This window comes from Streptomyces sp. A 4/2 (assembly GCF_940670765.1).
Classification (GTDB): Bacteria; Actinomycetota; Actinomycetes; order Streptomycetales; family Streptomycetaceae; genus Streptomyces.
Genome location: NZ_CALNVW010000017.1, coordinates 59,783 through 72,246 on the forward strand (window position 1 = coordinate 59,783; position 12,464 = coordinate 72,246).

Below are 12,464 nucleotides of genomic sequence, written 5' to 3' on the forward strand. Positions count from 1 at the left end.
CGGCCGACGACCGACTACTCGACCGGGCTGACTTCCCTGCCCACGTCCTCGCCGGTGTCCTCGGCTGCGTTCTCACCGGGACCGGCGGCCTTGCCCGTCGCCTTGTCGGGCTCCTTGCGGTCCAGAGCGCCCAGGGCACGCTGGGCCATCGGATGCGTACGGACCAGCTCCCCGAGTGAGGTCGAACCGCGGGTGATCCCGGCGAACGCCTTCCAGGCGGGCCGGAATCCGGTGATCACCGCGTGCAGCATCTTCGGGCGGCGCTCGAACAGCTTGAGCATCCGGCGCCCGACCGCCATCTCGACACCGAGTCCGGCCTTGATGGCGAAGGCGTAGTTCAGCGCCTGACGGCGGGCGTCCACCGCGTCGTGCGCCTCCGACACCCGGACCGCCCACTCCCCCGCGAGCCGGCCCGAACGCAGGGCGAAGGAGATCCCCTCACGCGTCCAGGGCTCCAGCAGACCGGCCGCGTCCCCGCAGACCAGCACGCGCCCCCGGGAGAGCGGTGAGTCCTCGCTGCGACACCGTGTCAGATGTCCGGAGGAGACGGACGGCTCGAAGCCCGCCAGACCCTGCCGCGCGATGAAGTCCTCCAGATAGCGCTTGGTGGCCGCGCCCTCGCCGCGTGCCGAGATCACACCGACGGTGAGCGTGTCGCCCTTGGGGAACACCCATCCGTAACTCCCCGGAATGGGGCCCCAGTCGATGAGCACCCGGCCCGCCCAGTCCTCGGCGACCGTCGGCGGCACCGGGATCTCCGCCTCCAGGCCGAGGTCCACCTGGTCGAGCTTCACACCGACATGTGCCCCTATGCGGCTGGCACTGCCGTCCGCGCCCACGACCGCGCGCGCCAGCACCGTCTCCCCGTCGGAGAGGACCACGGCGACGGTGCGCCGGTCCGGGACAGCGGAGCCGTGCTGCTCGACCCTCGCCACCGCCGCACCCGTACGGATCTCGGCGCCCGCCTTCTGCGCCTCCTCGACCAGCCCCTGGTCGAACTCCGGGCGGTTGATCAGCCCGAAGAGCATCTGCTTGGAGCGCCGGGTCCGGGTCATCCTGCCGTTCATCGAGAACGTCACCGCGTACACCCGGTCGCGCAGGGGCAGTTCGAACCCCGGTGGCAGGGAGTCGCGGGACGGGCCGATGATGCCGCCCCCGCATGTTTTGTAGCGGGGCAACTCGGCCTTCTCCAGAAGGAGGACCCGGCGTCCCGCCACCGCCGCGGCATATGCCGCAGAGGCCCCGGCAGGACCTGCGCCGACCACCACCACATCCCATACCGGCCGGTCGTTCTCCGTGCTCGCGTCTGCGTTCTCGCTGCTCACGATGTGCTGCTGCTCCTGATCCGACCAGTGGCCCGTGCTGTCGACGGCATACTACGGCGCGATGTCGCCCTATCCCGCTGTGGGAGGATCGATCGCACCTTCGTTGTACACACACGTACACGTACTTCAACGTCGCACCCACGAGGAGCGTGCCCATGACCGCGATTCCGATTGCCGAGACCATCGCCTCGCTGATGCCCCGCGCCCAGGCGGAGCTGACCGAGCTGGTCGCGTTCCGGTCGGTGGCGGATCCGGCGCTCTTCCCCAGGAGCGAGTGCGAGGACGCGGCGAACTGGGTTGCCGGTGCGCTGCGTGACGAGGGCTTCCAGGACGTCGCCCTGCTGGACACTCCGGACGGCACCCAGTCGGTCTACGGCTTCCTGCCCGGCCCCGCCGACGCCCCGACGGTGCTGCTCTACGCGCACTACGACGTGCAGCCGCCGCTCGACGAGGACGCCTGGCTCTCCCCGCCGTTCGAGCTGACCGAGCGGAACGGCCGCTGGTACGGGCGGGGCGCCGCCGACTGCAAGGGCGGGTTCATCATGCACCTGCTCGCGCTGCGCGCCCTCAAGGCCGGCGGAGGCGTCCCCGTCTCCGTCAAGGTCATCGCGGAAGGCTCGGAGGAGCAGGGCACCGGCGGCCTGGAGCGGTACGCGGAGGCACACCCCGAACTGCTCGCCGCCGACGCCGTCGTCATCGGGGACACCGGGAACTTCCGGGTCGGCCTGCCCACCGTCACCGCCACCCTGCGCGGCATGACGATGCTCCGGGTCCAGCTGGACACCCTCGAAGGCAATCTGCACTCCGGCCAGTTCGGCGGCGCGGCGCCCGACGCGCTCGCCGCGCTGATCCGCGTGCTGGACTCGCTGCGCGCCGCGGACGGCTCAACGACCGTCGACGGCCTGGCCGCGGACGCGAGCTGGGCGGGGCTCCAGTACCCGGAGGCCGAGTTCCGTCAGGATGCGAAGGTCCTCGACGGGGTCGCGCTGATCGGCACCGGAACGGTCGCCGACCGGATCTGGGCCCGCCCCGCAGTCACGGTCATCGGAATCGACTGCCCGCCCGTCGTGGGCGCCACTCCGTCGGTGCAGGCGAGCGCACGGGCCCAGGTCAGCCTGCGGGTGCCGCCGGGCACCGACGCCGCGGAGGCGACCAAGCTGCTGACCGCGCACCTGGAGGCGCACACCCCGTGGGGCGCGCGGGTCTCGGTGGAGCAGGTCGGCCAGGGGCAGCCGTTCCGCGCCGACACCAGCAGCCCCGCGTACACCTCGATGGCCGAGGCGATGCGAATCGCGTACCCCGGCGAGGAGATGCAGTCCGCGGGCATGGGCGGCTCGATCCCGCTGTGCAACACACTGGCCACGCTCTATCCGGAGGCGGAGATCCTGCTGATCGGACTCAGCGAGCCGGAGGCGCAGATCCACGCCGTCAACGAGAGCGTGTCCCCCGAGGAGCTGGAGCGGCTCTCGGTCGCCGAGGCGCACTTCCTCGTCAACTACGCCAGGTCCAAGCAGAGCTGACCGCACGCCGCACGCCCGGACCGCCCGTCACCGGGCGGCGCTGCGCGGTAGCGGCCACGGCCCGCGCCGGCTGCGGCGGTCCCGTCACGGGGTCGCCGCAGCCGTACCGCAGGTGTCAGCCGACCGGGACACCGGCCTCCAGGTTCAGGACGACCGACCGCTCCCTGGCCCGCAGGGCCCAGCGCAGCCGCTCGTACCTGACGGGCGGCAGCAGCTCCGCCGCGTCCTGCTCGCTGACGAACCGCCAGCCGCGCAGCTCGGAACCGGGCAGCAGCAGCCGTTCCGCTTCGCCGCTGTCGAGGCGGCCACCGTCGAAGAGCAGCCGCAGGCCCCCGTATCCCGGGGGGTTCGGCGGCTCCCAGTCCACCACCAACAGCGTGGGCACGCGGTCCAGTTGTATCCCTATCTCCTCGGCGACCTCGCGGATGCCCGCGCGGGCCGGGGCCTCACCGTTCTCCACCACTCCGCCGGGGAACTCCCAGCCGGGCTTGTACGTCGGGTCGACGAGCAGCACCCGGTCCTGCTCGTCGAAGAGCAGGACGCCCGCGGCGAGTGTCTCCGCGGTCGGCTCGGGGGTCTGGACGATCTCGCAGGCCCGCGCGGCCCCGGTACGGACCGCCTCGGCGATCTGCCGCGCGGTGTCGGCCGGGGTGAGGGCGCTGGTGTCGAGCGTATGGGCGTCCGTGGTGAGCCAGCCGAGCGCCGTCCGGTAGGGCTCGATGTGTTCGTACGCCCACTGTCTTGTGCGCGCGCTGCCCTCGGGATCGTCCGGGAACTCCTCGCGGCCGGCGATCCGTTCGCGCAGGATCGTTTCCTCCGGTGCCAGGAGCACATGACAGACCGGGATGCGGCGGGAGGCCAGTCCTCCGAAGATCTCGTCGCGGTACTCCTGTCTGAGCAGCGTCATCGGCACGACGAGCACCCCGCCCATCTCGGCGAGGAGCGCGGAGGCCGCGTCGACGACCATGCGCCGCCAGATCGGCAGGTCCTGGTAGTCGTTCACCTCGGCCAGCCTCTTCGGCGGCAGCAGCAACCGCAGCGCCCCGCCGAGTACTTCGGGGTCGTAGAAGGTGCTGTTCGGGATCAGATCGATCAGTTCTCGCGCGGCACTGGTCTTCCCCGCGCTGAACGCACCGTTGACCCAGACGATCACGGTTCCCCCTCTTCCCTCAGACCTGTCCGGCAGATCATGGCCGGGGCACGGCACCTCGCCGCGTTGCCCCGACGCCGCGCCCTGTCCGACCCCGATCCGCCGGACAGGCCCTGGCCTTCAGTGGCTTGCCCGCAACACCCTGCCACGGAAACCCCGTTGTGCGGCATGGTGCTCGTCACCCTCGTCGTCCCTCGGGATACTCACAGGTATCGCCCATGAACCCGCGTGCTGACATCGGGGAAGAACGGCGGAGCGGATCGGGCCCGGCGTATCCGTCGGCCCGCGGGCAGGTGGATGCGCCGGGCCGACGGATCGTGCCGGGTCAGGTGTCAGCGGTTGAAGGACGACCCGAGCCGCGCGTTCGCCGGGTCGGTGCCGAGCGTGCCGCTGCCGAAGGTCATCGAGCCGGTGCCCGTCGTGCCGTCGGCGGTGCCCGGCAGCGCCCAGACGGATCCCGCGTTCTCGTTCTCACCGGGGGCGCCGACGATCAGCTCGGCCCGGCCGTCGGAATCGGCGTCCGCCAGCGAGGTCGCCCCGCCGAACTCGTCCTTCGGTTCGGCGACCCCCTCGATGCCCGGGGTGTCCTGGTGGAACGCCTTGGAACCGGTGGCGGTGGGGCCGGTGGCGCTGCCCCGCAGCACGATCACCTGCCCCGCCCGCGCCTTGGTGCCGAGGGCCTCGCCGGGAACACCGACCACGATGTCGCCGTACCCGTCGCCGTTCGTGTCACCGACGGAGACCGCGGCTCCGAAGCCGTCGCCCACCTCCGACGCCCCGGGGACGCCCGGGGAGTCCTGGCTGAAGGCCTTCGCCCCGTCGCCCTGCGGCCCGGTCGAGCCACCCGGGATGTACATGATCATGCCGCCCTTGGCGAGGGGCAGATCGACATCGCTGTCGTACCCCTCGACCGGGCGGCCGACAACGATGTCGGCGAATCCGTCGTGGTTCACGTCCCCGGTGGTGACGTGTTCGCCGCCCTGGACGCGGCCCCCCTTGGAGTTGGTGACGGTCGTGGCGGCGGCGAACCCGTCGGGCGTACCGCGCAGGAAGCGCACCCGCCGGGCGTCGTACTCGTCACCGTCGTTGACCGTACCGACGAGGTCGGTGATGCCGTCGCCGGTGATGTCTCCCGCGGCGATGTCCAGGTACCGGGTGTCGTCCATGTCCCGGACGACCGTCGTGCCGTGTGCGGAGCCGTCGCGCCCGAACGGCCCGGAGAGCAGCCGCAGATGCATCCCGCTCGCGGTGGTCACCACGTCCTGGCTGCCGTCACCGTTGAAGTCCCCGACGGCGAGCTTGTCGCCGATGCCTCCGGTGTCGGTCTCCCCCTTGGCGATCACCGCACCGCCGGAGAGGCCCGTGGGGCTCCCCCAGAGCACGGTGAGCGTGCCGAGCTTGCCGACGCCCGCGTCCTCCCCCGAGGCCCCGACGACGAGATCGGTGTAGCCGTCGCCGTCGAGGTCGGCGGAGGCGAGTGCGCTGCCGAACGCGTCGGCGGACTCGGCGGAGTCGGGCACGCCCTCGGAGTTCTGGGTGATGACCTGCCTGGAGGCCCGGTTCACACCGGACTTGGAGCCGTACATCGCCCCGACGTAACCGGCGCCCTTCTTCCCGTCGACCGTGGCGGACGGCGCCGCGAAGGCGACATCGGCATAGCCGTCGCCGTTGAAGTCCGCCTTCTCGACCGCCGCGACGGCGCCGGCGGTCGTGGCGGACGGGGATCCGGCTCGGGCCGCCGGTGCGACGACGACGGCGGACACGACGGCGACGGCGAGGGCCACACCAGTACCCAGGGTTCGGGAAGACACACGAGCTCCGCTCTTTCAGATGGTTGCTTCACCTCCCCTGACACGCGTGAGCGCGGAATGGTTGCACAGGCAATGGGGCGGGCAGAAGCGCAAACCCACCGACTTCGTCCGTCACTTGGTCGAACCGAGCGTCAGTCCCGCGATGAAGTGCTTCTGCAACAGCAGGAACACCACCAGCGTGGGGAGCGCGACGATCACCGATCCCGCGGCGAGCAGGTTGTAGTCGGTGAAGAACTGACCGCGGAGGTTGTTCAGCGCCGAGGTGATGGGCAGCTTGTCCCCGTCGGACATGAAGACCAGGGCCCACAGGAAGTCGTTGTACATCCAGGTGAATTCGAGGGTGGCGAGCGCGGCGATGGCCGGGCGGCACAGGGGCAGCGTGATCCGCCAGAACTGGGTCCAGACGCCAGCCCCGTCGACGATCGCGGCTTCCAGGATCTCCTCGGGCAGGGTCCGCATGAAGTTCGCGAGGACGAAGACGCAGAAGCCGATCTGGAATCCGACCTGTACCAGGACGACGGCCCAGTAGGAGTCGAACATCGTCATCGAGTCGGACATCCAGTACGGCAGCGGGATGCGGTTGAAGACGACGTACAGCGGGGTGACGATGACCTGTTGCGGCAGCAGGTTGCCCGCGGTGAAGAGCATCAGCAGCACGATGCCGCCGCGCAGCCGGATCCGGGAGACGGCGAAGGCGACGAAGGACGCGAGGAACAGCGTGACGATGACGCCGGGCACCGCGATGATCAGGGTGTTGACGAAGTACTTCGTCATCCCCGAGTCGCTGAACGCCTGTTTGTAGTAGTGGAAGGAGAGGTGCTTCGGCAGCGAGAAGTACCCGTACTTGGACGTCTCGTCGTACGGCCTGAGCGAGGCGTAGACCGCGAGCAGCAGAGGCGCGAGGAACGCGATCGAGACGCCCATCAGGAAGACGTGTACGCCGATCCGGCCCGGACGCGTCCCCCGCCGGCGGGCGGTGGGCACGGACGCCGGGGCCACGGCGCGGGGCGGGGCGGTGCCTACGGTCATCGGGACTTCTCTCCTCGGATCTCCTGCACCAGATACGTCACGACGAAGCCCATGGAGACCGCCAGCAGCACCACGGCGATCGCGGAGCCGAAGCCGATTCTGCTGGCTTCGCCGATGATGTTGTCGGTGACGAGCACCGAGAGCACTTCCAGGCCGTTGCGGCCGTGGTTCACCGCGTAGACGATGTCGAAGGCGCGCAGCGACTCGATGACGGTGATGACGCCGACGATCACATTGACCGGCCGCAGGGTCGGGAAGACGATCCTGAAGAAGGTCTGCGCCTCGCTCGCGCCGTCGATGGACGCCGCTTCCTTGAGCGAGGGATCGACGGCCTTGAGTCCGGCCAGGTAGAGGATCATCACGTAGCCGGTGTGCCGCCAGGCCGCCGCCAGCAGGATCATCCAGATGTTGAGGTTCGGATCGCCGAGCCAGTCGGTGGGATTCTTCGTGTTCCCGAGCACGGCGTTGAGTACGCCCTGGTCGCGGGAGAAGATCAGCTGGGCGATGAAGCCCACCACGGCGAGCGAGAGCACCACCGGCATGTACAGGGTCGACTGGTAGAAGCGGCTGAACCGCACGCCCCTGTCGATGAGTACGGCGAGCAGCAGGCCGAACGGCACGGCAACGAGCCCGAGGAAGGCGAGCCACAGCAGGTTGTGCCGCACGGCGGGCCAGAACGGCGGGTAGTTGGTGAAGAGGTTCGAGTAGTTCTGCGTCCCCACCCACTTGATGGATCCGATGCCGTCCCAGCTGGTGAAGGAGAGCACCACCGAAGCGAGGGTCGGCCCCCACACGATGGCGACGTCGAGCAGGACGGGTATGCCCAGCAGCACCCCGAGGACGACGAGGTCGCGCCTGGTGAAACGGCGGCGGCCTCGTCGTCCGGAGCGCCGCGCGGTGTTGAGCGCCACGGGTCTTTACTCCAGGGGGCTGATCACTCGGAAGCGAAGATGGACTTCTTCTGACGCTCGATGTCGTTGCACAGGCCGTCGACATCGTTCGGGCTGGAGATGAACTTCTGGATGGCCGGGATCATCACCGTCGAGGCGAAGTCGGGGCGGGTGTCACGGTCCATGAACTGCGAGATCTGCTTGGCACCGGCGATCAGTTCGGCGGACTTCTTCTGCAGCGGGGTGTACTTCGAGAGGTCCGCCCCGCTGTTGACCGCGATGTTGTTGGGGTCACCGGCGAGGTAGACGTCCTCGGCCTTCGGCGTGGCCAGCCACCTGAGCAGGTCCTTCGCGCTCTCCATGGACTTCTTGTTCTTGAGTTCCTTGGACTTCTTCGCCAGCAGGAATCCGTCGATGGGTGCCTCGACGGCGTCCTGTCCGTGCTCCGGGTTGATCTCGGGGAACGCGAAGAAGTCGATGTCGGGGCGCTCGTTCGCCGGGAACTGCTGGCCCGGGTGCGGCATCCCGAGGACCACCATGCCGATCTCGCGCTTCTGCAGGCTCTGTGCCGCCTCCTGCCACGTACGGCCGTTGGCGCCCTTCTGGCAGTACGGCAGGAGACGCCGCCAGGTGTCGAAGACGTCCTTGACCCGCTTGTCGGTCCACGCCTCCTCCCCGGCCATCAGGGACTTGTGGAAGTCGTAGCCGTTGGTCCGCATGTTGAGGTAGTCGAAGGTGCCCATCGCGGGCCACCCGTCCTTGTCGCAGAAGCCGATGGGGTCCAGCTTGTCCTTCTGCATCTGCTTGGCGAGCGCGACGTACTCGTCGAGTGTCTTCGGCGCCTCGTAGCCGTACTTGGTGAAGAGGCTCTTCCGATGGAAGACCGCCCACGGGTAGTAGTAGTACGGCGTGAAGTACTGCTTGCCGTCCGCTCCCGTCGACTGGGCCTTCAGCGCGGGGGTGAAGCCCTTGTACTCCTGCCAGAGGTCGCTGATGTCGTACAGCAGGCCCTTCTTGGCGAAGTACTGCATCCGGTTTCCGGCGAACCACATGAAGACTTCGTCCGGATCGCTCTGCAGATACCGGTTGATGTTCTCCTGGAAGCTGTTGTGGTCAACCGTGTTGACCTTGATCTTCCGGCCGTCCTTGGACTGCTTCTCGTACGCGGCGAAGGCGTCGGCAAATGCTTTCTTCGGCACCGCGTCCGAGGAATTCGACCCCAGCTTGATGGTCTTGGAGTCTCCTCCGGGGCCGCTGCTGCAGGCCGTGAGGAGCGAAGGCAGCGCCACGGCGCCGGCACCGGCCGCCGCGCCACGCAGAAGGCCCCGCCGGGACATCCGATGTCCAGCCACACTCCCAGGCACGACTGAACCGTTGTACGAAGACTGCGCCATGTCCCCCTCCTCCAGGGTGAAACTCAACACAAACGAACGCGAGGATTGGATCTCACCCTCAACTGACGTGCCAGTCAAGGGTTTTAGCGAGATATCGAACAACCGTTACCGCGACTCTTCCAACAGAGTCGAACAAGCCCTACCGTAAACGCTCGTCACTGACACGTACATGCAGACATCCGATCACGGGAACGTACGGAGGAACGTATCGATGCGTCACCTTCCAGCCCGCACCACCACCGGAACCCGCCGAAGAGTCCTCGGAGCACTGGTCACAGCCCTGCTGTGTGCCGGCGGGGTAGCCTCCCCGGCCGTCGCGAGCACCGCGCCGGACAGTGTGTCCCCGCATCTCGGCAACGGTCTCGCACTGACACCTCCGATGGGCTTCAACAACTGGAACTCCACCGGCTGCAGCGCCGACTTCAACGAGACGATGGTGAAGGGCATCGCCGACATCTTCGTCGACAAGGGACTCAAGGCGGCCGGCTACCAGTACGTCAACCTCGACGACTGCTGGGCGAAGCCGCAGCGGGACGCCGACGGCAAGTTGGTCCCCGATCCCGTGCGATTTCCCAACGGGATCAAGGCAGTTGCCGACTACGTCCACTCCAAGGGCCTGAAGCTCGGCATCTATACGAGCGCCGGCACCAAGACGTGCGACAGCGTGGGGCTGCCCGGAGCGCTCGGCCACGAGTACAGCGACGCCCAGCAGTTCGCCGACTGGGGCGTCGACTACCTCAAGTACGACAACTGCAACAACCTGGGCATCGACGCGGTGCAGCGCTACAAGACGATGCGTGACGCGCTCGCGGCGACCGGCCGCCCGATCGTCTACAGCATCTGCGAATGGGGCTCCAACAAGCCCTGGGAGTGGGCCGGGGACGTCGGGAACCTGTGGCGCACCACCGGTGACATCAGCGACAGCTGGTCGTCCATGCTGTCGATCCTCAAGCAGAACCTGCCGCTCGACGCGGCGGCCGGCCCCGGGCACTGGAACGACCCGGACATGCTGGAGGTCGGCAACGGCGGTATGACCGACACCGAGTACCGCACGCACTTCTCGATGTGGTCGATCATGGCGTCGCCGCTGCTCATCGGCACCGACCTGCGCAAGGCATCGGCCGAGACGTACGACATCGTGACCAACAAGGAAGTCATCGCCGTCGACCAGGACCCGCTCGGCAAGCAGGGCAAGGTGCTGTCCTCCGAGGGCGGTCGCTGGGTGGTCGCGAAGGAGATGGCGGACGGCAGCCGCGCCGTCGCGCTCTTCAACGAGAGCGACAGTCCGCAGCGCGTCTCCACCACGGCGAGCGCGGTCGGGCTGCCCGAGGCGTCCGGGTACACCGAGCGCGATCTCTGGCAGCACAAGACCTACAACACGGCGGGCAGCCTCTCGGCGACCGTCCCGGCGCACGGCACGGTGCTGCTGCGCGTCGCACAGGACCCCAAGTGGGCCGCGTACCCGTCGGCCGTCGAGTCGGGCATCAGCGGCTCCCTGCTCGTCCAGGCGGGCAAGGCGAGCACGTTGACCACCACGGTCACCGACCAGGGCCGTACCCCGGCGCTCCAGGCGGGCGCCTCGCTCTCCGCTCCGGCCGGCTGGGGTGTGAAGGCCCTCTCCAAGGCCACGGCGGCATCCGTGCCGACCGGGGAGTCCCTGCGGACCTCCTGGCGGCTCACGCCGCCCGCAGGGGCCGCCACGGGCTCGTACGACCTGAAGCTGACCTCGACGTACCGCTCCCTCACCGGGGCACGCGTCACGACCGAGCTGCCCGTCCAGGCCCATGTCGTCGTGGCGCCGCCGTCGGGGAGTTCGTATCTCAGCGATCTGCCCGCGGTGTCGTCCAGCAACGGCTGGGGCCCGGTGGAGAAGGACACCAGCAACGGTGAGACCAAAGCGGGCGACGGCAGCCCGATCACCATCAACGGGATCGTCTACGCCAAGGGCCTCGGGGTGCACGCGCCGAGCGCTGTCGAGTACTACGCCGGCGGCGCCTGCTCCAAGGTGAGCGCCCAGGTGGGTGTCGACGACGAGACGGGGATCAAGGGCACGGTCACCTTCGAGATCTGGGCGGACGGCACGAAGGTGGCGTCGACCGGCGTCCTCACCAACGTCGACTTCGCGCACTCGATCTCGGCCGACGTGAGCGGTGCGCAGGTGGTACGTCTGGTGGTCACCGACGCCGGGGACGGGAACGACTCCGACCACGCCGACTGGGCGGACGCGAAGCTCAGCTGCTGACAACCGCCGCCGCCCCGCCCGGTTCGCCGAGCGAGGCGGCGGCTGCCGCCCCGACCAGACCCGCGTCATTGCCCATGAGCGCGGGAGCCACCTTCAGCTGTTGTACGAAGGAGAGCGTGGCGTAGTCCCGCAGCGCCCGCCGCAGCGGGGCGAAGAGCACCTCGCCCGCGCCCGCCACTCCCCCGCCGATCACGGCGATGTCGATCTCGACGAGGGTCGCCGTGGCGGCGATCCCCGCGGCCAGCGCCTGGGCCGCGCGCTCGAAGGAGGCGGTGGCGACCGGGTCGCCCGAGCGGGCCGACGCGGCGACCGCGGCGGCGGTGGCGTCGCCGTCCGGGCCGGGCAGCCAGCCGTCGGCCAGCGCCCGGCGGGCGATGTTCGGCCCGCTGGCGATGCGCTCCACGCAGCCGCGTGACCCGCACGGGCAGGAGTCCCCGTCCAGGTCCACGCTGATGTGACCGATGTGCCCCGCGTTCCCGGTGGGACCCGCGCGCAGCACACCCCCCAGCACCAGACCGCCGCCCACACCGGTCGAGACGACCATGCACAGGGCGTTGTCGTAACCGCGGGCGGCGCCCCGCCAGTGTTCGGCGGCGGTCATCGCGACGCCGTCACCGACGAGCGTGACGGGCAGTCCGCCCACGGCGTCGCGCACCCGGCCGACCAGCGGATAGTCGCGCCAGCCCGGCACGTTCACCGGGCTGACGGTCCCGTCCGAGGCGTCCACGGGGCCGGCGCTGCCGATCCCGACGGCCGTCGTACGCTCCCAGCGCGGGTCGGCGGCGAGGGCCGCCAGCACGGTCCGGACGGCGTCCATCACCGTGTCGCCGTCCTCCTTGGCGGGCGTCGGCGCCTGTGTGCGGACGAGAATCTGCCCCCTGCCGTCCACCAGCGCGCCGGCGATCTTTGTGCCGCCGATGTCGAGCGCGGCTACCAGGTGGTTGTGCATCGGTGTCGGATCTCCAGGTGACAAGGGGTAATGAAGAGTGCTGTGGCCAGTCTCCATTCACCTGACAACGTTGTCCAGGCCCTATGCTCGACGCCACAGCTCTTCCCGCTCCACCAGCCGACGACAGGACAGCGCACCGTGGCCCACACCGCCA

9 protein-coding genes are annotated in these 12,464 nt (G+C 69.2%); 2 read left to right on the forward strand and 7 right to left on the reverse strand.

What is annotated here, in order from left to right; genetic code table 11:
• Positions 1-14: 14 nt before the first annotated feature.
• The gene (locus NBY69_RS11140; RefSeq protein WP_250300537.1) at positions 15-1,325 is read right to left on the reverse strand and encodes a geranylgeranyl reductase family protein; all 1,311 of its coding nucleotides are present in this window, start codon (positions 1,323-1,325) and stop codon (positions 15-17) included.
• Between the two features lie 155 nt (positions 1,326-1,480).
• Here NBY69_RS11140 and NBY69_RS11145 point away from each other — a divergent pair, with 155 nt between their 5' ends.
• A complete protein-coding gene (locus NBY69_RS11145) occupies positions 1,481-2,845 on the forward strand; it encodes a dipeptidase (RefSeq protein ID WP_250300538.1) in 1,365 nt (454 codons plus the stop codon).
• Between the two features lie 115 nt (positions 2,846-2,960).
• Here NBY69_RS11145 and NBY69_RS11150 read toward each other — a convergent pair whose 3' ends face one another.
• The 5 genes from NBY69_RS11150 to NBY69_RS11170 all read right to left on the reverse strand — a co-directional run bounded on the left by NBY69_RS11150 (position 2,961) and on the right by NBY69_RS11170 (position 9,062).
• On the reverse strand, positions 2,961-3,998 hold the full coding sequence (locus tag NBY69_RS11150; protein ID WP_250300540.1) for an NUDIX hydrolase: 1,038 nt from the start codon (positions 3,996-3,998) through the stop codon (positions 2,961-2,963).
• 329 nt (positions 3,999-4,327) lie between these two features.
• Positions 4,328-5,806 (reverse strand): FG-GAP-like repeat-containing protein, encoded by a 1,479-nt coding sequence (locus NBY69_RS11155; protein WP_250300542.1) that lies wholly within the window; start codon positions 5,804-5,806, stop codon positions 4,328-4,330.
• A gap of 111 nt (positions 5,807-5,917) precedes the next feature.
• Positions 5,918-6,835 (reverse strand): carbohydrate ABC transporter permease, encoded by a 918-nt coding sequence (locus NBY69_RS11160; protein WP_250300544.1) that lies wholly within the window; start codon positions 6,833-6,835, stop codon positions 5,918-5,920.
• Entirely contained in the window at positions 6,832-7,746 is a 915-nt protein-coding gene (locus NBY69_RS11165) for a carbohydrate ABC transporter permease (RefSeq protein WP_250300546.1), read from the reverse strand. The genes NBY69_RS11160 and NBY69_RS11165 overlap by 4 nt, the downstream gene beginning before the upstream one ends.
• 23 nt (positions 7,747-7,769) lie before the next feature.
• Positions 7,770-9,062, reverse strand: coding sequence for an ABC transporter substrate-binding protein (locus NBY69_RS11170; RefSeq protein WP_250300548.1), 1,293 nt, complete (start codon positions 9,060-9,062; stop codon positions 7,770-7,772).
• A gap of 268 nt (positions 9,063-9,330) precedes the next feature.
• Here NBY69_RS11170 and NBY69_RS11175 point away from each other — a divergent pair, with 268 nt between their 5' ends.
• Positions 9,331-11,361, forward strand: a complete 2,031-nt coding sequence (locus NBY69_RS11175) for an NPCBM/NEW2 domain-containing protein (RefSeq protein WP_250300549.1) — start codon at positions 9,331-9,333, stop codon at positions 11,359-11,361.
• Here the strand turns inward: NBY69_RS11175 and NBY69_RS11180 are convergent.
• The gene (locus NBY69_RS11180) at positions 11,351-12,310 is read right to left on the reverse strand and encodes an ROK family protein (protein WP_250300551.1); all 960 of its coding nucleotides are present in this window, start codon (positions 12,308-12,310) and stop codon (positions 11,351-11,353) included. The genes NBY69_RS11175 and NBY69_RS11180 overlap by 11 nt on opposite strands.
• Between the last annotated feature and the right edge of the window lie 154 nt (positions 12,311-12,464).

What these genes read in the sequence shown, in the direction of transcription:
- NBY69_RS11160 (WP_250300544.1), bottom strand. Translation starts at nt 6,835, where the DNA reads ATGACCGTAGGCACCGCCCCGCCCCGCGCCGTGGCCCCGGCGTCCGTG.
- NBY69_RS11175 (WP_250300549.1), top strand. Translation starts at nt 9,331, where the DNA reads ATGCGTCACCTTCCAGCCCGCACCACCACCGGAACCCGCCGAAGAGTC.
- NBY69_RS11180 (WP_250300551.1), bottom strand. Translation starts at nt 12,310, where the DNA reads ATGCACAACCACCTGGTAGCCGCGCTCGACATCGGCGGCACAAAGATC.
- NBY69_RS11170 (WP_250300548.1), bottom strand. Translation starts at nt 9,062, where the DNA reads ATGTCCCGGCGGGGCCTTCTGCGTGGCGCGGCGGCCGGTGCCGGCGCC.
- NBY69_RS11145 (WP_250300538.1), top strand. Translation starts at nt 1,481, where the DNA reads ATGACCGCGATTCCGATTGCCGAGACCATCGCCTCGCTGATGCCCCGC.